Genomic DNA, 21,739 nt, shown 5'->3' with positions numbered 1-21,739 from the left:
TCTCTTATCTTTTTAAAAAGACTTTTCCTGCTTCATCATATGATCAGCAAGAAAAGTCTCTATCTATAACTAAATTATTTCCGCTCGGATTAAAGGTCATACCATCCATTACGAATTACTTGTTGATACCAATAATAGCTCTCCTTTTTGGTACGTTCTAACGTACGGTAATTCATATGAACTAAACCAAAGCGCATCGTATAACCCTCTGCCCATTCAAAATTATCTAATAGAGACCAGCAAAAATATCCCTTAACAGGAACTCCAGAGTCGATACTTTGTTGTAGCGCCGCTAAATGTGTTTTAAGGTAGTTAATTCTGCCAGTATCATTCACTTGATTATCTTTTACTTCATCATTAAAACATGCACCGTTTTCTGTAATATATATCGGCGTATCACCATATTTTTTATGAATGTATGTTAACACTTTGTAAAAACCTTCAGGGTAAATTGGCCAATTTATATCTGTTCGCTTATAGTCCATATCCATATCTTCACAATCAAATAGGCCGCTACCTTTTTTATATCTAGCAACATTTCCATTATAATAATTGATCCCAACAAAATCTATTCTTTGTTGAATTACTTCCATGTCACCATCTTCAATTTTCAGTGTTACGCCTTTCTGCTTGTACCAATCGACAAGATATGATGGATATTGTCCATGGAATACAGGTTCAAAAAACCAATCAATCAGATATCCAACTTCCCGTTGACATGCATCAATATCTTTTTGTTGATTACTAAAAGGTTCCTTCCACGTTGTATTAGGAGCATAACCAATTTCACCATCTATTCCTAAATCTCGAAATCTCTTAACCGTTTGTCCATGCGCTACGAGAAGATGATGAGATATGTTTGCTGCCAATTGAAGATCTTGGTTTCCTGGTGCATGTGCACCAACATAATTAGATAAGAAGGAAACACACCAAGGTTCATTAATCGTAATCCATTTGTTAATTTTTCCTTCAAATTCTTTAAACATAATCTCCGCATAGTTGGTAAATGCATCGATCGTTTCTCGGTTGTCCCAACCACCTTTATCCTGTAAAGCTTGTGGAAGATCCCAGTGATATAGTGTACACACAGGTTCAATACCTTGCTCCAATAATTCATCCACTAGACGATGATAATAATCTAGCCCTTTTTGATTCACTTCCCCGGTTCCATTTGGTAGAATTCGTGGCCATGAAACGGAAAATCGGTACATATCACTGCCAAGTTCTTTTATTAATTGCACATCCTCTTTATAACGGTGATAACTATCACACGCGATATCACCATTGTCTCCATTTACGACCTTCCCTGGTGTTTTAGCAAATGTATCCCATATAGACTCACCACGTCCATCTTCATTTGCAGCACCTTCTATTTGATATGCTGCAGTAGCTACGCCAAATTTCAAGTCTTTCGGTAATTGTATAATCGCCATGTTATACCTCCTTACTGATTAATTTTTAACAGGTGTACACGATTCACGTAATACAAGTTCTGGATCTACTAAAATCGGATTCTTTTCTTTTGCCCCATTAATTAAATCATTTAATAAATGAGCTGCTAATTTCCCTAGTTTTTCCTTGTCCTGTTTTACCGTTGTTAGTTGTGGGGTACTATATTGACATGCATCAATATCATCACAACCTATTAAACAAATATCATTTGGAATTTCTAATCCATGTTCCGCTATGGCTTTTTTGGCACCAAAGGCCATTAAGTCAGATGCTGCAAAAACCGCCTTCGGGTAAGGTCGATTTTCTAGAATCTTTTTCATACCTCGATAACCGCTATCCTCAAAGAAATCGCCATGGTATATCCAATCCTTATTTACGGTAATACCAAACTGTTGCATGGCATTCATAAAGCCTTGCTCTCTTAACATAGCAATGGAAGAATCCTGTTTCCCGTTGATAAATCCTATTTCACGAATGTTTTGTAAGTATAAGTGTTCCACTACTTTACTCGAAATTTTTTCATTGTCCGTCATCACATAACTATACCTCGGTCCAGATAAATCCAAATCCACACCAACACAAGGAATTTCACTTTGGACAAGCTCAAAAACGGCATCTTCTATTTCTTCCCCGGCGATAATTAAACAACCATCTACCTGGAAATGACGACAACGCGCCAAGTAACTACCATTGTCCTGATGAAATTGTTCATTGGAAAACATCAATATGTCATACCCAAGTTCTCCAATAATCTTCTTAAACGATGTCATTACTTTATTGAAGAATGGATGTGTAAAGTCTACATTTATCTTTCCGGCATAGATTAATCCAATAAGGTTGGATTTTTTAGTAGCTAGAGATTTAGCCGAGAAGGTTGGTCGATATCCTGTCTCTTGGATAACTTTCTGTACCTTCTGCTTTGTGCTCTCACCAATTCCGCCATAATTATTTATGATCTTGGAAACCGTTGCTGGTGATACTCCTGCCATTTTTGCAATATCTTTTATGGTTAAGTTCATGTGTATTCCCTTCCGACATACGTATTGTTATTTGATCGATCCTTCGGTAATACTTGAGATAAATAATTTATTAAATAATAAAAACACAATTACTAGTGGTATTGTTGCCCAAAAAACGCCGGACAACATCATCCCGAAATCAACATTATTTGTTGTGTTTAATGAAGAAAGTGCTACTTGTATTGTATATGAATCCGGATCACGAAGCACAGTAAATTGCCATAAAAATTCGCCCCAAGTCGCCGTGAACACAATAATTCCTAGTGTTGCAAAGGCTGGTAAAACGATCGGTAGTACAATACTTCGAAAAATTCGGAAGTTAGAACAACCATCCAATTTCGCAGCTTCCACTAGTTCATCGGAAACAGACTGACTTATATATTGTCGCATTAAAAATATTCCTAATGGATTCAAGAAAAAGATAATCATCGCACCAAACAAAGTGTCCAATAACCCAAACTTCGCCACTAAATAGTATTGTGGGATTAATCCTAATTGAGGTGGGATTATCATCGTTAATAATATAGAAACAAATAATACATTTTTTAATGGAAACTTAAACTTCGCAAATGCAAACCCAGCCAGGGAGCTAATAAATAAAACAACTAACGTAACAACCACACAAAGAATTAATGTGTTCCACATCGCTCCGAAAAAAGGAATTTTATCTAACACCGCTTGGAAATTTTCTACTAATCTATCACCTGGTGTCAGCGTGGGTGGAATCGAATTATAAGCGGAGCTCGGTCTTGTTGCCATTACAAACATCCAGTAAAAAGGAAATATAGAAATGAAAGAGGCAACGATTAAAAACAAATACATGAATAGTTTACTAAGTGAAAATCGTTTTCTTTCATTCATGACTTACTCCCCCTTCGCTTTTTTCCAATTCCAGATGTTACGAATGTGTTTATTGCGGAAAATATAATGATAATTAACAATAATATAATCGCTGTGGCTGATCCTGTTCCAAACGATTGTAAATTAAAGGCATCACGGTATAAGTACATGACTACTGTCATTGCTTCTGTCCTAGTAAATGCTTGTGCCCCAAGGAATACCGTTGGCTCGGTAAACAATTGAAGCGCTCCTACTGTCGAAAAAAATACCGTTAAGATGATAAATGGTTTCAATAAAGGAACAGTTATAAAACGTAATTGCTGAGTGATGTTTGCCCCATCTATTTTGGCTGCTTCATATAGTTCCTTCGGTATGCTTTGTAATCCAGCTAAGTATATAATCGTGTTATAACCAATCCAACGCCAAAACACCATGATTGATATGGCAATTTTTGCTCCCCATTCACTCGTCTTCCATGCCACAGAATCCATTCCAAAAAAGTTAAGAACATAGTTAGCAAGTGCCGTCTCATTGTTACTAAAAAACACACCAAAAACTAGGGCTACTGCTACCATTGAAGTGATATAGGGCATGAAAATCATAGCTCTGAATGTATTTTTAAATTTTAGGTAGGCTTGATTTAATATAAAAGCTAAAATGATACCAATAATTATTTGTGGTGCTGTCCCCATTAATCCAATAATGATCGTATTATAAACAGACTTCCAAAAAATTGGATCATTTAAGACAATAGAAAAATTTTGAAGACCTACAAACGTCATATCTCCTAATCCATTCCATTTCTGAAATGCTAAGTAGAGACTAAAAATGGCTGGATAAAGGCCAATGATGGCAAAAATAATAAAGAAAGGTGAAATGTATAAATAGGCACTTATTTTATCTTTTGTTTCTTCAGATCTATACTTACCTTTACCCTTTAAAACCAATGTTTCCCCTTCCTTTCATACAAATATTTATTGATGTGGTAGCTAGACACCACCACATCAATAACAATTTACGAAAGCTACCTGATGACGAGATTATCTACTGATAACACCCTTAATGCGCTCAACAGCGTCACCCCATTCCGAATCAGGGTCAGCACCTTGTTGAACATTTTCCAATGCAGTTAATATTTCATTATGGACGCTAACATAGTCTGGTCCTTTATAAATATATGAGATATCTTCCGTTGCTTTTGCAAAATATTGTGCCGTACTTTGTCCACCAAAAAACTCGTCTGTCGTATTCTTAAAATCTTCCATTTCGTAAACTTCTGGAGATGAAGGGAATAACCCTGCTTCACTTTGGAAAGATTTCAACTGACTTTCGGGTGATACAAGCCACTCAACAAATGCATAAGCCTCTTCCGGATGATCCGTTTCTTCTGGAATAGAGATATAGGAACCTCCCCAGTTTCCAGCAAATTCTGACGGCAATGTTGCGACTCTGAATTTTCCAGATGCATCTGGTGCATTACCTAACATCCAGCCTTTTAGCCATGCCGCTCCCATTTCTACAGCAAAATCGCCGTTGTTTACAGCGTTACCCCATTCTGGAGTCCACATGGTAAACTCACCAACAAGACCTATTTCATCCATTTCTACTGCAAGATCATAAGCTTCTTTTACGGAGTTACCTGCATTTTCAATGAGTAAATTACCCTCATTGTCAAAAAAGCTTTGTTCCGCTCCGTCAATGATAGCGCGATATGCCATTTCCATACTATCCACCATTGGTTTACCTGTTTTTTCTTTGATTTGCGTACCTACTTGTAAGAAGTCATCCTTTGTTTGGATTAGCCCCTCAACCTCACTAGGCTCTGTAGGCAAACCAGCTTCCTCAAATACATCCACTCGGTAAAACATTGCTTTTGGTCCGATATCTGTTGGTAATCCGAAGAGGAAGTCGCCATCACTGTTTTCGCCAATCTTCCATTTCCAATCTAAGTATTGATCTTGAACAACTTTTGCTCCCAGATCATAGAGATTAGAAAATCTATCTTGAGCATCTTTGAATCTATCTAACTGATCAACTTCTAACATAGCAATATCAGGTGCTCCACTCCCAGCTGATAACGAAGTAAATAATCCATTATGATGTTCGTCTGTTTCTGCTGTACGTACTTTAATTGTTACACCAGGATTTTGATCTTCATATTCTTTTGCAAGCTCTTCATAATTTGTCGCACCAAATACCCAGAAGTCTAATGTTACTTCGCCATCTCCACTGGCTTCATCATTATCACCACAAGCTACAAGTGAGAATGATAGCATTAACAATAATCCTAAGGTCCATAAAAACTTACTTTTTGTCATTTGATAATTACCCCCTGTAAATTAGGAATTCATAATAACTAAGTATCGACATTGGCTGCTTCACCTTACTAACGATAAACCATACCCTCCCTACTTCAAATTGATCCTCCCTATAACCACCAATTGTTTTGCTAATGAATAAAATTGTGGCCAAGTTAGGAAACCGATTTCGTAAAAAGAACAAAATAACACCACTCAAAGATGAAAGAAAGCGCTTTCTATGTTAATTATATGTATAAAAAGTCAAAAAATCAACAATAAAAACAATTTTATGTAAATCGGTTTCCTAAATAATTGCGAAAAGCTTGTCAAGATTGTCCTGATCTTTGCATATGTATTAGTGAAATTATTCTATCTAACAGGGGGAGATTTTCATTCGATTCCATATGAACATGTCCAATTGGATTTGCTATGCGGTAGGTTATGTCTTTATTACGTCCGGAATAATGAAACTAATGAATCCAACTTTCAAGGAAACGTTTTATAATCTAAATTTACCATTTCCTGAAATTACTTTATTTCTAATTGCAATCTTAGAAATTGCAAGCGGAGCACTTATAGTTGGTGGAGTGTATGTCAAACAAGCTGCTATTACCTTACTTATTATTATTTCTGGTGCCATATATTTGACGAAATTACCCACTCTTTTCAATGAAGGAATTGTAGCATTCGCCTTTCAAGCAAGACTAGATATTGTCATGGTTATTTTATTAATTTTAATTTGGAAGCATATTCGAGGGAAATATATTTCATAGTAGTGTGCATAAGTTCTAAAAACAGTGGATTTTCCGTAAGTTATGCACAAAATTATCCACATATGCACAAATGTTCGTAGTTATTTTGTGTTTGAACAAATGAACACCACAAAATATTGAATATCTCAAAAAATAATCCACATAATGTGAATAACTTCTTAAAAATGTGGATAGTTACCACCAAAACGAATAAAAACAGCTATCTCCTTCCATCGAGATAGCTGTTTTAGTGGGACGAGGGGTCAGTCCCCCCCTTATTGAACTCCTAGCTTCAGTGTTGTTTCTTGTTTTTCTCCGTTACGGTAGTATGTGATGTTGATTTCATCGCCTACTTCTTTTTCTTGGTAGAGAATTTTTCTTAGGTCGATCATATTCATTACTTGTACATCATCTAAATGGGTTATGACATCGAGTCGTTCTAAGCCTGCTTGATCTGCTGGAGATAATGGATCAACACTCCATACATATACTCCGCCTTCAACCTCGCCAGGAAGATTTAGCGTTTCTTTCCATTCTGATTGTGGGACTTCATCCAATGAATATATTTCTACACCAATAAATGGACGAGTCACGCTACCTTCTTTTTCTAATTCTTCTATAATTGGGCGGGCTACATCAATAGGGATGGAAAAACCAATACCTTCTACAGCCTCTTGGTTGACCTTCATCGAATTTATTCCGATAAGAAGTCCTTCCATATTAATTAGTGCACCACCACTGTTACCAGGGTTGATAGCAGCGTCTGTTTGAATTACTTCTGCCTGCCAGTCAGCTCGACCATCATAATCAAAGTCTTGGGGAATCGTTCGTTGGGTACCACTTATGATTCCTTGTGTAACAGAGCCTGCAAACATATGCCCTAAAGGATTACCAATCGCGATGGCAGGTTCCCCAACCTTAATATTTTCAGAAGATCCCATTTCAATGGTTTGCTCAATCACATCTCCGTCCATACGTAACACTGCTAAGTCAGAAAACAAATCTCCCCCTAGCAATTCCGCTTCCACGTGCGTGTCATCATATAATACGATCTCTAGCTCATCAGCACCTTCTACAACGTGGTAGTTTGTAACAATATAAGCATTTTGACCATCTATTTTATAAATTACTCCGGAGCCTGTACCTGCTTCCGTACCTTCTTGTTGCTGTAAGAAACTATTTTGTCGTTGAATATTGGTTACTCCAACAACAGTAGGAGCAACTTGCTGCACAACATTCGTTATTTGTGTTGTTATATCAACACTCATTGAACTCGGATTATCATTATTATTACCTTGGGTTATTTCGGCAGAATCATAATTTCCTTGTTGATTATCTACCAGATTAGAATTAAATACAGCCGGTATTGCAACCGACACGAGTAAAATACCTATCACTACACCTAATAGCAACGGAACTAACCAACGGTTTCCTTTTTTTCGATGCGGATTAGGTGGATAGTGATTATCATAATATCCTATGTTAACCATCCCCTTTTGCTAAGTAAAAAGCACGTAACTGGTGTACGTACTTTCAAATCAGCATTTCTATAATAAATAGTATTCCGCTATCGTAAATATATTAAACATTGGAAAGGTTTGGTTCTTGTGGGACGAGGGGTCTGACCCCTCAACCCACCTAGCCAACTTCATACATTGGTGTGGGTGAGTTAGGGTCTGTGTCATATAGGTCTAATGTTATGCCTCGTTCTTGGAGTACACTATCCACAGACATTCGTGCTAAGTCTTTCATGTTATTGTCTTGGCTTAAATGGGCTAAATAAATGCGTTTTGTCCGATTGCCGATTATATCAGCTAATGCCAAGCCACAATCCTCATTGGATACGTGACCAGAATCTCCTAATATACGTCGTTTTACATTCCACGGATAACGTCCCATTCGGAGCATTTCCACATCATGATTCGCTTCAAAAATATAGGCATCTGCGTCTTCAACCGTCTTCTTGATTCGTTCTGATACATATCCTAAGTCTGTTACGAGGGCCACTTTTTTCCCATCATGGCGAAACACATAAAACATTGGTTCTGCAGCATCATGCGACACGCCAAAGGATTCAATTTCCAAGTCACCAAAGGTTTTTACTTCTTCCATTCCAAAGTAAAACTTCTGATCTACCGTTAGCTTGCCCAAGGAACGATCCATTGCACGCCATGTTCTTTCATTTGCATAAATAGGAAGGTTATATTTTCTTGCAATAATACCTAGTCCTTTTATATGGTCACTATGCTCATGTGTAACTAATATTCCTGATAATGCGGATGGATCGACATCAACATCATGAAAGAGTCGATCCAATTGCTTCCCACTTAATCCCGCATCAACTAAAATTTTCTCTTGATCCGATTCAACATAAAAGGCATTTCCTGAACTTCCTGATGCCAATACACTAAAACGTAATGTCATTCCTCTTCACTCCGATTTATTACTTCATACTTCTCGAGCAGTATGTTTACCATTTCTTCTTTTAGGTCTGGTTGATCTTTTATTAAACGGACTCGTTCTAGATTTCGATTAATTGCTTCTTCGATGAAGCCTTCATTGTTCGGGTAGACCAATCGCTCTGTTGCGTTTACAAAGAGATCTCTTTCTTCATCTACAGTCAATTTCCACGTAGGTACAAATACTTGAGTGCCATTATCTAATGGGAACATCGTGTAATAACCTATATCCATATCTGTAACGGCTTGTCCCGAAAACAATTGATTTTCTTCATATAATGTATCAATAGCAAGTATTGGACTAATTAATGACTTTTTGTCATTATTTGATTCCGGTTCACCTAACATGGATTGTGTATATGCAACGAATTCATTGTCATCATTTAGATAAACAAGTAGTAGTGCATTTTGATTAAAATAAATGGCTCGTTCGTTTTTTCGTTGAAAAAAAACGAGTATATTCGTATCTGTATCCCAGTACTCAAAACTGAACTCCTCTGGAAACAATATATTACTTTTTACCAGCTGCTCAATCGCTTCTTCTGATGATTTCTCTGGTAATGTAATTGGTTCTTCAAATATAGAAACAATCATATTCTTATTTACGTTGGTAACTTTCTGATTTTCTAAACTCGTAATACGATCCAGTTCTTCATCTGTAAAATGCTTTTGATTAGCTTGAATAAATGCTTCATCAGGCAGTTCTTCCGGTAATTCATCAGGTATGCCTATTTTTTCTTGTTCCAAAGTCTCCTCAATTGATAAATCTGGATTATTTAAAAATGGCCGATCCGCTTCTTGTTCTTTTTCAAGAAATAGGACTAATAAGTAAATATCAAGAAGTAAGAAGCAGAGGATAAATAATGTTTTAATTTGGCCCCATTGCATCCTCAGCTCACTCCTTTATTAAAGTTTATTTCTTCCACACTAATTTTTTGCCAATATCCATTATATTTTAGATACCATGAAGGCACTAACTTTAAAGAATTTAAAGAACTAAAACTATCTATATTCTCAATACTGTAGCCCACCCGGATATCTTGTACTTTTTCCAGATCATATTCTGATTTAATCGCATAACTAATATCTCTTCCTGAATCTAGCTGAACATTTTCTTCCTCAAAGGAACTGGTAATGTAAAATAACGGACTACTATATTGAAAAAGCGAATTATTACGCCATTGCTGTTCAATAATATTTAACATACTCGTTTCATATATTGGGTAACCCCTAAAAAACATTTGATAACGTATGGTGTTCTCTAATGTATCAATTGAATCCACTTGAAAATTGTTAATCCAGCCTTTAAATTCATTAATTCTAGTAATACTTTTATCAATTAATTGATCCGCCGTTACCGGATCATAGCTTGATTGTTGTGGATTTGTATATTCCATACTTATTTCATCCTGGGAAACTCGCATTGTCCGTACACCATCTTGATAATAATCTCCATTATCTCTAGACGGATTTTTTACAACTTCATCTGGACTCGTAAATAAGGCATTAACTAATAATAGTGGATCTACCGTATCAAATCCAAGTTTTTGTCTTGCTAAAGTTACTTCATTATATGGTATATAAATCGGATTCTCAGAATCCTCAAATACCATATATTCCACAAGTCCATTAAAATTCACCAAATAGTCCCAAAGTAAATCATACTTTTCAGCATTTGTGACATTGAATTTGACTTGATCACGACCATCTATTGATATAAATTGAATCGTTAACATCTGATTACTTTCAAATGTGATATAAACCTGCTGAAAGGACCATTCGGGCAATCTTTCTTCTTCGATATCAACTGAAAATAAACTAGGTAGGATACTCACAGGTAGTGGTAAGGGATATTTTATTTCAACTAGATTATTATCATTTGGTCGGCCATTTGCTTCGGTTTCTCTAATATCGTTTAAATTCCAGGATTGCATTTCACGGTAAAGTGATTGTGTATCTAATGGATCTTTAAACCCGTAGTAATAATTATTTTTTTCAAATATAATGTTACTCGGTGTTATCAATTCCTTTTTGGAATGTTCTTTTCCACCCAAGCTAAATTCATTTTCATCTAATAAAGGCTCATTATTATCAAGTGGATCATCTATTGGTTGATAGTTCCATAAACTAAACGTTAGAATTAAGCTTATTCCAACTAAAATATACAATATATAGGTTTTTACAGTTTCAAAATTCATCGAGTAACCCTCCGCTTCTTACCTATCAGCGGGAGTGTAAAGAGAATCATGGTACCTTTACCCTCTTTACTTTTCGCCCAAATTCTACCATGGTGTGCTTCTACCAACTCTTTGGAAATTGCTAAACCTAACCCCGTTCCACCAAATTTTCTCGTTCTTGCTTTATCAGCTCTGTAGAATCGTTCAAATATTTTATCAAGCTTATCGTATGCGATTCCCATCCCTTGATCTTCTATAGCTACAAGAATTTGATATTTTTGTCTAATAACCTTCAATGTAATTTTTCCACCCTCAGGTGAATATTTAATAGCATTGGAAATGATATTATCTAATACTTGTGTTATTTTATCTTGATCAATTAAGACATACAGCCTTTCTTTTGGCAATTCTCTTTGAAGGGTAATCCGTTCTGGTATGTTCATTTCAAAACGATCAATTATATGATGAAAATACGTTATGAAGTCCGTTCGCTCTCTTTGTAATGTATAATCTTTCGTATCCATTCGGGAAAGCTGTAATAAGTCATTAACCATTCGTATCATTCGTTCTGTTTCGTTTTGTGTTACTTCTAAAAATTTAGGAGCAATTTCTTTATTTTCCCATGCGCCATCTGTTAAGGCTTCAATATAACTACGCATCGTTGTTAGTGGAGTACGTAATTCATGGGAGACATCTGAAACAAATTCACGACGATCCTGTTCTAGCTTTTCCTGTTCGGTTACATCACTAATAACCGTAATAAAACCTGAAATCTCATCCTCTTCATCAGTAACCGTTGAAAAATTAGCTCGAATCATAAAAATACTATCATCTTCACTAAAATCAATAATCATTGTTCCACTATCTTGTAGATCTGTTATATCTACAACTTTCTCATCCAAATTTAATACATCAAGTAGAAACTTACCTTGACTATCCTCGGGGTTTTGTCCAATTAACTTCCCTGCCGCTTCATTCATTAAGGTGACAGCACCTGTTTTATCGGTAGCTATAACACCGTCCGACATATTTTCCAATACCGAATTAAGCTTACGTGTTTCTTCTTCTGTTTTAGCATAGGATAGTCTTAACCGATCATTCAAATCGTTAAAAGTCACTGCAAGCTGTCCAATTTCATCTTGTCCATAAACATTAACTTTTTGAGAGAAATCTCCTCTTGCCATTGTTTGCGCTTGTTCCCGCATTTCTTTAATTGGTCTTGTAATAGTTCTTGCAACTAAAATACCGATAAAGGCAGAAATTAAAATGGCTAAAGTTGATCCTCTTAGAAATATCACGTTTATACTTTCCAGTTGATCGTAAACTTTTTCTAAAGAAGACTCTACATAAATAACACCCAGCACATCTTCAGATTCGTTCATTATTGGCACTGCTTTTACATACATTCTATTATCTGTTTCTGGATCTATGAAGCTGTCTGATTGCACATCTTCAACAACTAAAGTCTTCTGGATAAATTCTTTGAATGTTTTTTTACCGATATCGTCTTCCTGGGTGTAGTCATTTGTCCCTAATACGCTACTTTGATTATTAACAACGAGAACATTCCAATTACTATCTGTCTCAATATCCCTAATTGTACCTTGTACATCCTCTTGAAGTGTAGGTTCACCTTCTTCACCCGTACGTTCCTTGTTAAAGACTTCTCCTAAATAGATACTTAATACATCAATGCGGTTATCGATGGTTTCAATATGGTTATTACGCAATTTTGAAGCTAATTCTGTCCCAAAATAAGAACCGATCACTTGTACAGCCACAAGCAATAGTAAAATGTAAATAATAATAAACTTTAATTGTATGGAACGAAAAAAACCAACTTTATGCATAGTAACTACTCCTGCTCAGGATTACGTAAATAATACCCAACACCTCGACGGGTGACGATCCACATCGGGTTACTTGGACTCTCCTCTATTTTTTCACGAAGTCTTCTTACAGTCACATCCACTGTTCTCACATCACCAAAGTAATCATAACCCCATACGGTTTCTAGCAAATGCTCTCGTGTCATCACTTGTCCAATATGTCGAGCTAAATAATGTAGCAATTCGAATTCACGATGTGTTAATTCGATTTGTGCACCATCTCTTGTTACGGTGTAAGCATCTGGGTGTATTACAAGGGATCCAATACTAATATCTTTTGACTCTCTTGTCGAATCCTCTGGGACTTGCTGCAGTCTTCGTAAGTTAGCTTTTACACGTGCAATCAATTCTCGGTTGCTAAACGGTTTCGTTACATAATCATCTGCACCAAGTTCTAACCCAAGTACTTTGTCAATTTCTGAGTCTTTGGCCGTTAACATGATAATCGGCATCGTTTGTGTTTTTCGAATCTCACGGCATACCTCATATCCATCTTTATTTGGAAGCATGATGTCCAATAATACTAAATCCGGTGATTCTGCTCCAGCTAGACTTATTGCCTCATCACCCTCATATGCACATACTACTTCATAGCCTTCTTTTTCTAAATTAAATTTCAAAATGTCCGCAATTGGTTGTTCATCATCAACAACTAAAATTTTCTGTGGCATTGTTCCACTTCCCTTTATTTTAATTTACATCATATATTTTAAAAAACGTTAGTTTCGCATCGTCGTATACTACCTATTTTAACTTACTTTTGATTAAATGTCTTTCCTTGCAGACAAAGAAGTATCATGTTTTGGTCGTAATTCCATTCATCTGCATACTTACGACGTCTCCTTCCATCGTGTGAATAGGATTAAACTACATCGATTAATTTTTGTTATTCTGTGATACATATTATGAAGTAAAACAGGCTAGCTCATTCACTTGAGCTAGCCTGTTAGCTATTTAATTTAAATGATCTAATGGATTTTGTAAAACACCATCTTGGTAAACTTCAAAATGTAAGTGAACTCCAGTGGAATTACCTGTAGATCCCATTACACCTATTTTTTTTCCTTTTTCGACAGTTTGTCCAACATTAACATCTATAGAAGATAGATGGGCATAAATTGTTTTCATTCCGTTGTTGTGATTGATTACTATTTTATTTCCAAATCCACTAGAATAACCTGCTTCCACAACTACGCCATTATCAGCGGCTAGAATAGATCGGTTGCTCGGTCTAGCTATATCAATACCCTTATGCATTCTTCCCCAGCGTTGTCCAACATGACTAGATACATATCCACCTACTGTTGGCCAGCTTAATACTCCCGTACCTCTTGAAGGAATAACTTTCGTACCTTTTACAATTACCTTATTAACAGGGTCTTTGGTTACTTTTTCATCCAAAATTTCACGATCGGATGTTTTTCCATTTCTTATTTCTAATGCGTAATGAACTTCTTTTTTACCATCAGAACCTTTTTGACGTACAGTTTCTTCCCCTTTGTACAATTCATCCGACTTTACTATTTCTGTCTCATGCTTCATTGTCTCTTCTTTCTTTTCTTGCTTTAAAACAACTACATCAACAAAGGGTTTTAGATCGGTGACATTAATCTCTTGTCCAATTTGTATGACAGAATCTTCGTCAAGCTCTGGGTTAAGCTCAAGTAGCTTCTTTGTGGTTAAATTATAGTTACTTGCAATTTTCCCTAATACTTCGCCTTCTTGCACTTCATGCTTTTTCTCTGCTAGCGTACCTTTTTCTAGTAGCTTAACACCTTGCTTCACAGATAAAATTTCTTCCGGGTCTATTTTTTCCTTAGAAAGTGAAACTTCTTCTGATAATGTTACGTCTAATATAATAGATTCACCAATTGCAATATCGCTCATTTCTTTTGGTTTATCTGCAACACCAGGTTCATCACTTTCCGTAACGGATTGTTTAGATTCTTCAATTTTTTCTAGTATATCTTCATCAACATATTTCGTTTTATAGTTATGGATTACTTGATTTGCAGTTTCTTCGTCATTAAAGTATCCAACAACATTGTCACCGATAGTAAGCTCAATGGATTCAGCTTTAATCGATAACTGGTCTTCTAATTCATTCGCTACATCCGTATTATTGAAATTTGGGTTAAACACTTTTTCCGAAACTAGAGACACTTCTTCTCCAATTGTAAGTGTTATATCATCGGAATATGATTCATCCCCAGTAGTTAATTTATCCTCTACAATATCTTCTACAATATTCGGATCGCTAATTTTACCGATATATTCACCATCAAGATATACATGGTGAACTATTTCAACACCGTCACTATCTTCCGCAAAAACCGTTCCGTATGTAAAGAGTAGACCAATACTCGTTGCAAGAGCTATCCGTTTAAACATACTCGTTGTTTTTGTTTTATTTTTTCGAAATAACACGATGGTAATTCCCCCTTACCATGAAAAAATATTATATTTAAATTTTCAAATAGTTTCTTTAGTAGACTTTCTCTGTACCTCTATTAATCTACCATAGATGTCGTATCTTAGGGAACAGTATTTCCTACAATGTAAACAAACTGTATAATAAATTACATTTTTTTACTATATCGTACTTAATTACCATAAAAATTAGTAGAAATAGAGTATTTTATACCTATTTTAAACCAAATTATGACATTAATTTTACAAGACTGTTACACATTGTCATACAAATTATCTACATCATTTCATGATATATCTACTTTTGACTTGATTTTGAGAAGAACAAAAGCGCAAGCGCCCGTTTAGCGACGTACGAACTGCGCCAGCGTAACGCTGGTGGTTCAATGTTGCCACGCAAAGTGGCGGTTTTAATTGAACAGTCCCCGCAGGAGATAAAGGAAACATGCCCCTTCATAGGGGTATGCCGACGTTGGGCGCAAAGCCCGGTTTTAGTCGGCCTTCCTTTAATCTTACAGTTTAAGGATGTTCGACTATGTCGAACTGTTATCGTACGGAGGTGAGGGAAGTTGCGCTAGTCGCTGGGCGCTGGAGCTGGACGTGGCTGTTCTTGCCAATAAGTATCCACAGGTATTAAATTTTATAATTTCCTAGACTATAAAAAAAGGATAGCACCTGTTTTACCAAGTACTATCTCTATCCAAATTAATATGTTTAGTTGCTATATACACTTCTTACGACATTTGTTTGCGAACGATCTGGTCCAACAGAGAAGATTGATAACGGAATTTCAGTTAGTTGTGAAATTCGCTCCAGATAGTGACGTGCATTTGCAGGAAGTTCATGCAAATTCCTAACATTTGTTATATCTTCACTCCAACCTGGCATTTCTTCATATACTGGCTCACATTCTGCTAATGCAACTAAACTTGCCGGAAATTCTTTTACCAATTCACCTTTGTAACGGTACGCCACACAGATCTTTAATGTTTCAATTCCCGTTAATACATCCAGCGAGTTTAGCGATAAATCCGTAATACCACTTACGCGTTTTGCATGACGAACGACTACGCTATCAAACCAACCTACACGACGTGGTCTACCAGTTGTTGTGCCATATTCCCGACCAACCTCACGAATTTGATCACCTATCTCATCATGAAGCTCTGTTGGGAACGGTCCATCTCCCACTCGAGTTGTATACGCTTTTGATACACCTACAACATGTTTGATCTTAGTTGGTCCAACTCCAGCACCAATTGTTACTCCACCAGCAATTGGGTTGGATGAAGTAACAAATGGGTAAGTACCCTGGTCAATATCAAGCATAACACCCTGTGCTCCTTCAAATAACACGCGGCGTCCATCATCCAGCGCATCATTTAGCACAACGGATGTGTCACATACGTATTTTGCTAACTGCTGACCATATTCATAGTACTCATCTAAAATATCCTCGATATTAATTGGATCTACTTCATACACTTTTTCAAATAAGCGATTTTTCTCTTTCAAATTCTGTTCCAGCTTGCTACGGAATGTTTCTTTATCAAGCAAATCAGCAATTCGAATACCGCTTCGAGCTGCTTTGTCCATATAAGCAGGTCCGATTCCTTTTTTTGTCGTTCCTATTTTATGAATCCCTTTTTCTTCTTCTTGTAAAATATCTAGTCTTAAATGGTAAGGTAAAATAACGTGTGCTCGATTACTTATTCTTAAATTATCCGTCGATACATTGCGCTCATGTAAATAAGCAATTTCTTCTACAAACGCTTTTGGATCAATTACCATGCCATTTCCTAATACACATATCTTATCTTCAAAAAATATCCCCGAAGGTATTAAGTGCAACTTATATGTAATTCCGTCAAACTTAATTGTGTGTCCTGCATTATTTCCACCTTGGTAACGTGATACAACCTCGGCATTTTGCGATAAAAAGTCGGTAATTTTACCTTTTCCTTCATCGCCCCATTGGGTTCCAACAACTACTACTGAGGACATAGTGCACCTCCAACTTAAATTGTTTGTTTTTTTATTATAACCAAGTGTAAGTTTATCAGTATATTTTCCTCTAGTCAATTCAAATACGAATAATATATGAATATATGATTCTATTGTTCGGTATTGGTGCTAGTACTAAGTTGAAAAATGGATTGACTACTTTGCGGACAACAGATACGTTATTGATAGAATAAAAGCTATTTTTAGGTGCAAACGGACTTCAGGTTCCTTATTTGCCAAACGAACACTTATTTTACTATGAAAAGTACTAAATAAAGGATCATATGTCCGTAAAGTTACTTTAAAGCACTATTCTAATGGAAATAACGAACCTAATGTCCTCCAATAATTAAATAAGGTTGTTTTGTAAAAAATTGTTGCTTTTTCCAAGTAATAAATTTTAATGAATAATTGATAGAAAGTTCGCAGTAACTCTTATTCTCTGAGCGCTGGTGCTAGACATGGCTGTTCCTGCATATGAACAAAAATACTTTCTTTACTTTATAAAAAGGCTTAGAGAAAATTCTCTAAGCCTTTTTAATGTAATTGTATTGGATTTCTCTTTTGTCCTACCATATTCTATTACACTTGAATTGGTTCTGGTGGAACATCGCTTTCTTGATAACGGTGATCCAAGTCTACGAATTTATTATATTCCTTCACAAAGGCAAGCTCAACAGTACCAACTGGACCATTACGTTGCTTAGCAAGAATGATTTCAATGATATTCTGTTTCTCTGACTCTTGATCATAATAGTCATCACGATATAAGAATCCTACAATATCGGCATCCTGCTCAATACTTCCAGATTCACGTAAATCAGACATCATTGGACGCTTGTCCTGTCGTTGTTCCACACCACGTGATAGCTGTGATAAAGCAATTAAAGGAACATTAAGTTCACGGGCTAGACCTTTTAAGGATCTCGAAATCTCAGAAACTTCTTGTTGTCTGTTTTCACCTGATTTTCCGCTACCTTGGATGAGCTGTAAGTAGTCTATTAGAATCATACCTAATCCATGTTCCTGCTTTAGTCTACGACATTTCGAACGAATCTCATTCACGCGAATACCTGGTGTATCATCAATATAAATACCAGCATTAGACAACGAGCCCATTGCCATTGTTAGTTTACTCCAGTCATCTGCTTGCAATGTTCCGGTACGTAAGCGTTGCGCATCAATATTACCTTCCGCACAAAGCATACGTTGAACAAGCTGTTCAGCGCCCATCTCTAAACTAAAGATGGCGACATTTTCATCTGTTTTCACAGCAACATTTTGAGCAATGTTTAAGGCAAATGCCGTTTTACCTACAGAAGGACGTGCAGCTATAATGATTAAATCATTGCGCTGAAATCCAGAAGTGATTTTGTCTAGGTCTCTGTATCCCGTAGGAACACCTGTAACCTCCGCATCATTATGGTGCAGTTGCTCAATACTATCATATACTTCGATAAGTACATCTTTTATTGCTTTAAAAGCACCTGAGTTTTTACGCCCAGAAACCTCTAATATATTTTTCTCTGCTTCATTTAATACGTCTTCTACTTCATCTTCTTTATCAAACGTAGTCGTTACAATATCTGTAGCGGTACGAATTAACCGCCTCAGTACAGATTTTTCCTCAACGATTTTCGTATAGTAGCCTATATTAGCAGCTGTTGGGACACTCTCAGCAACTTCCGTTAAATAAGAAACCCCTCCAGCTTCCTCTAGAAGCCTGTTATTTGATAATGAAGTCGTTACAGTTACAAGGTCAATTGGTTCCCCTTTATCGGCAAGACTTAACATAGTAGAAAAGATTCGTTGGTGACTTGCTCGATAAAAATCCTCTGGCACCAGTATTTCAGACGCTGTTGAAAATGCCTCTGGTTCAAGAAAGATTGCACCAATTACCGCTTGTTCTGCTTCTATATTATGTGGTGGAGTGCGATCATTCCATTCACTCATTCATTGTTCCTCCTTTACTTGAGAGACCTTTCCCAGTTTGATTTCTACTTTTCAACGACATGAACTTTAACTGTTCCAGTTACTTCCGGATGAAGCTTTACAGGAACATTTGTAAATCCTAGTGTGCGAATTGGTTGATCTAGTTCTATCTTCCGTTTATCGATTTTATAGCCATGTGTTTTGTTCAATTCTTCTGCAATTTGTTTACTCGTGATCGAACCGAATAAACGACCACTTTCTCCAGATTTAGCTTTTAATTCCACGGTTAATTCTGCTAGTGTTTCCTTTAGCTTTACTGCTTCGTCTTTCTCTTGCTGTTCTAGCTGTTCATTCTTCTTTTTTTGTGCTTCTAAAGCTTTCATATTTCCTTGTGTTGCTTCTTTTGCCAAATTATTTTTCAATAAAAAGTTACGAGCATATCCGTCAGAAACGTTTTTTACTTCCCCTTTTTTTCCGCTACCTTTTACATCCTTTAAGAAAATTACTTTCATTCCGATTCTCTCCCCTCATAGTATTCATCAAGTATATCCTTTAATAGTGCTTCTGCATCATCTATTGTTGTATCTTCAATTTGTGTAGCTGCATTCGTCAAATGGCCGCCACCGTCCATTTTTTCCATAATTACCTGAACGTTTAAGTCACCAAGTGAGCGGGCGCTGATACCAATTTTTCCGTCTTTTCGTTCTGAAATTACAAATGAGGCATTTATACCACTCATCGTCAGTAGTGTATCTGCAGTCTGTGCAATTAAAACTGGACCATAGATATCGTCCGGCTCAGCTTTAGCAATCGCAATGGTATCACGGTACACTTTTGCTCGTTCAATCAATTTACTTCTTCGAATATATAGATCTAAATCTTCCTTTAAAAACTGCTGAACTAGTACCGTATCCGCACCCTTTGATCGTAAATAGGAGGCAGCATCGAAGGTACGTGAACCTGTTCGTAAGGTGAAGCTTTTCGTGTCTACCGTTATCCCCGCTAATAATGCGGTGGCTTCTAACATCTTAAGCTTTTTCCCCTTCGGCTGATATTCAAGTAGTTCCGTAACAAGTTCAGCTGTCGATGACGCATAAGGCTCCATATAAACAAGTGTTGGATTTTCAATAAAGTCTTCCCCACGTCGATGGTGATCGATTACTACTTTATATTCTGATTTGTTTAGAAGACGTTTATCGACTACCATAGATGGTTTGTGCGTATCCACTACAACTATTAAACTACGGCTGGACACGAGATCTTCAGCATCATCCGGATCAATAAAGTGTTGCCAAATACTTTCATCTTCTTCTATCGCTTCAACCATACGTAATACACCTGTATCTACATCATTTGGATCGAAGACGATATAGCCTTCAACACCATTAGTCTGAGCAATATTTAAGATGCCAATTGCTGCTCCTATCGAATCCATATCTGGTGATTGATGTCCCATAATAATGACATTATCACTAGCTTTAACAAGATCCTTGAGCGCATGAGAAATTACTCGTGCCCTTACTCTCGTACGTTTTTCCATTGGATTAGTCTTTCCACCATAAAATCGTACTTTTCCCGAGTCATCCTTAATTGCTACTTGGTCCCCACCTCTGCCTAAAGCTAAATCTAGACTTGATTGAGCGAGTTCACCAAGAGAAGGTAATGTTGTAAAACCAACCCCAATTCCGATACTGAGTGTTATTGGTACATTTAACTCCGTATCTAATTCACGCATTTCATCTAAAATATCAAATTTAGTCTTTTCTAGCTTTTGCAGTATTTCTCTCGTTCCTACAGCTAAAAACCGATCTTGAGATGTTCGTTTTATATATAATCCATTTTTTTGTGACCATTTATTTAAAAATGATGTTACATTCGAATTTAATTGACTTTTAAATGTATCTTCCATGTTTTGTGTAATCTCATCATAATTATCTAAATAGATGATAAAAATAACCGTTTTTTCATTTTGATATAATGTCTGAATTTCCGTCTGTTTCGTGCGGTCAAATAAATATAATAAACGTTCTTCTTTTTTTATCATAGTTTGAAATTCATAATTACCTAACTTAACCCAAACTTCATCCTTATTCTCTTTTATCATGGGAATTAAGTTTTCAGAGATACTATTTAAGGAATCACCTACAAGTGAATCCTCTTCAGCAAATTGATTCATATACGGATTCGTCCACTCGATATGATAATCCTCACTGAAAAGTACGATTCCAATCGGCATTTCCAAGAGTGCCTCTTCGCCAACTTTTTTTACCCGGTAAGATAAAGTGGAAATATATTTTTCCGTTTCATCAAGGATTGTTTTTTCGTTACGAATACTATAATAAAACGACGTAGTTAATAACACAGTCATAATAATACCTAGTATCCACTGGTAATACCAAATAACACCTAGCAAAATAGCGGATATGATATAAATAATCCATAAATGTTTACTAAGTGTCGGTTTTTTTAGTAAATCCGGCATTCA

Annotated in this window: 17 protein-coding genes; 1 reads left to right on the top strand and 16 read right to left on the bottom strand. The window is 36.3% G+C overall.

The genetic code is table 11. From position 1 onward, the window contains the following. Positions 1-89: 89 nt before the first annotated feature. The 5 genes from ACFSTA_RS18475 to ACFSTA_RS18455 form a co-directional block, all read right to left on the bottom strand. Positions 90-1,433, bottom strand: a complete 1,344-nt coding sequence (locus ACFSTA_RS18475; RefSeq protein ID WP_377558314.1) for a GH1 family beta-glucosidase — start codon at positions 1,431-1,433, stop codon at positions 90-92. A gap of 18 nt (positions 1,434-1,451) precedes the next feature. After that, a complete protein-coding gene (locus ACFSTA_RS18470) occupies positions 1,452-2,471 on the bottom strand; it encodes a LacI family DNA-binding transcriptional regulator (protein WP_377558313.1) in 1,020 nt (339 codons plus the stop codon). Between the two features lie 27 nt (positions 2,472-2,498). Beyond that, the gene (locus ACFSTA_RS18465; protein ID WP_377558312.1) at positions 2,499-3,332 is read right to left on the bottom strand and encodes a carbohydrate ABC transporter permease; all 834 of its coding nucleotides are present in this window, start codon (positions 3,330-3,332) and stop codon (positions 2,499-2,501) included. Then, positions 3,329-4,258 carry a carbohydrate ABC transporter permease gene (locus tag ACFSTA_RS18460; protein WP_377558311.1) on the bottom strand — a complete coding sequence of 310 codons (930 nt, stop codon included), beginning with the start codon at positions 4,256-4,258 and terminating at the stop codon, positions 3,329-3,331. Before ACFSTA_RS18460 ends, ACFSTA_RS18465 begins: the two co-directional genes overlap by 4 nt. A 93-nt stretch (positions 4,259-4,351) precedes the next feature. After that, positions 4,352-5,629: an ABC transporter substrate-binding protein gene (locus ACFSTA_RS18455; RefSeq protein ID WP_377558310.1), complete on the bottom strand. Its 1,278-nt coding sequence runs from the start codon at positions 5,627-5,629 to the stop codon at positions 4,352-4,354. Positions 5,630-6,021: 392 nt separating this feature from the next. Here ACFSTA_RS18455 and ACFSTA_RS18450 point away from each other — a divergent pair, with 392 nt between their 5' ends. Next, a complete protein-coding gene (locus ACFSTA_RS18450; RefSeq protein WP_377558309.1) occupies positions 6,022-6,384 on the top strand; it encodes a DoxX family protein in 363 nt (120 codons plus the stop codon). Between the two features lie 254 nt (positions 6,385-6,638). Here ACFSTA_RS18450 and ACFSTA_RS18445 read toward each other — a convergent pair whose 3' ends face one another. The 11 genes from ACFSTA_RS18445 to ACFSTA_RS18395 all read right to left on the bottom strand — a co-directional run bounded on the left by ACFSTA_RS18445 (position 6,639) and on the right by ACFSTA_RS18395 (position 21,736). Next, positions 6,639-7,844: a S1C family serine protease gene (locus ACFSTA_RS18445; RefSeq protein ID WP_377558350.1), complete on the bottom strand. Its 1,206-nt coding sequence runs from the start codon at positions 7,842-7,844 to the stop codon at positions 6,639-6,641. 157 nt (positions 7,845-8,001) lie between these two features. Beyond that, positions 8,002-8,787: an MBL fold metallo-hydrolase gene (locus ACFSTA_RS18440; protein ID WP_377558308.1), complete on the bottom strand. Its 786-nt coding sequence runs from the start codon at positions 8,785-8,787 to the stop codon at positions 8,002-8,004. Further along, on the bottom strand, positions 8,784-9,710 hold the full coding sequence (locus tag ACFSTA_RS18435; protein WP_377558307.1) for a two-component system regulatory protein YycI: 927 nt from the start codon (positions 9,708-9,710) through the stop codon (positions 8,784-8,786). Before ACFSTA_RS18435 ends, ACFSTA_RS18440 begins: the two co-directional genes overlap by 4 nt. A gap of 2 nt (positions 9,711-9,712) precedes the next feature. Continuing rightward, positions 9,713-11,020, bottom strand: coding sequence for a YycH family regulatory protein (locus ACFSTA_RS18430; RefSeq protein WP_377558306.1), 1,308 nt, complete (start codon positions 11,018-11,020; stop codon positions 9,713-9,715). Beyond that, complete coding sequence (walK, locus tag ACFSTA_RS18425) at positions 11,017-12,849, bottom strand: cell wall metabolism sensor histidine kinase WalK (RefSeq protein WP_377558305.1); 1,833 nt, start codon at positions 12,847-12,849, stop codon at positions 11,017-11,019. Before walK ends, ACFSTA_RS18430 begins: the two co-directional genes overlap by 4 nt. Positions 12,850-12,854: 5 nt before the next feature. After that, positions 12,855-13,559, bottom strand: coding sequence for a response regulator YycF (yycF, locus tag ACFSTA_RS18420; protein WP_377558304.1), 705 nt, complete (start codon positions 13,557-13,559; stop codon positions 12,855-12,857). Between the two features lie 283 nt (positions 13,560-13,842). Continuing rightward, the gene (locus ACFSTA_RS18415; protein ID WP_377558303.1) at positions 13,843-15,315 is read right to left on the bottom strand and encodes a peptidoglycan DD-metalloendopeptidase family protein; all 1,473 of its coding nucleotides are present in this window, start codon (positions 15,313-15,315) and stop codon (positions 13,843-13,845) included. A 717-nt stretch (positions 15,316-16,032) separates the two neighbouring features. Beyond that, positions 16,033-17,322 (bottom strand): adenylosuccinate synthase, encoded by a 1,290-nt coding sequence (locus ACFSTA_RS18410; protein ID WP_377558302.1) that lies wholly within the window; start codon positions 17,320-17,322, stop codon positions 16,033-16,035. Positions 17,323-17,904: 582 nt separating this feature from the next. Then, positions 17,905-19,275 (bottom strand): replicative DNA helicase, encoded by a 1,371-nt coding sequence (dnaB, locus tag ACFSTA_RS18405; RefSeq protein WP_377558301.1) that lies wholly within the window; start codon positions 19,273-19,275, stop codon positions 17,905-17,907. A gap of 44 nt (positions 19,276-19,319) precedes the next feature. Beyond that, on the bottom strand, positions 19,320-19,766 hold the full coding sequence (gene rplI / locus ACFSTA_RS18400; protein WP_377558300.1) for a 50S ribosomal protein L9: 447 nt from the start codon (positions 19,764-19,766) through the stop codon (positions 19,320-19,322). Further along, a complete protein-coding gene (locus ACFSTA_RS18395) occupies positions 19,763-21,736 on the bottom strand; it encodes a DHH family phosphoesterase (RefSeq protein WP_377558299.1) in 1,974 nt (657 codons plus the stop codon). The genes rplI and ACFSTA_RS18395 overlap by 4 nt, the downstream gene beginning before the upstream one ends. Positions 21,737-21,739: the final 3 nt, after the last annotated feature.

Source organism: Ornithinibacillus salinisoli, from assembly GCF_042684965.1.
GTDB classification, from domain to species: Bacteria; Bacillota; Bacilli; order Bacillales; family Amphibacillaceae; genus Ornithinibacillus; species Ornithinibacillus salinisoli.
The sequence above is the reverse complement of the archived record's forward strand: the minus strand, read 5'-3'. Positions and strand labels throughout refer to the sequence as shown.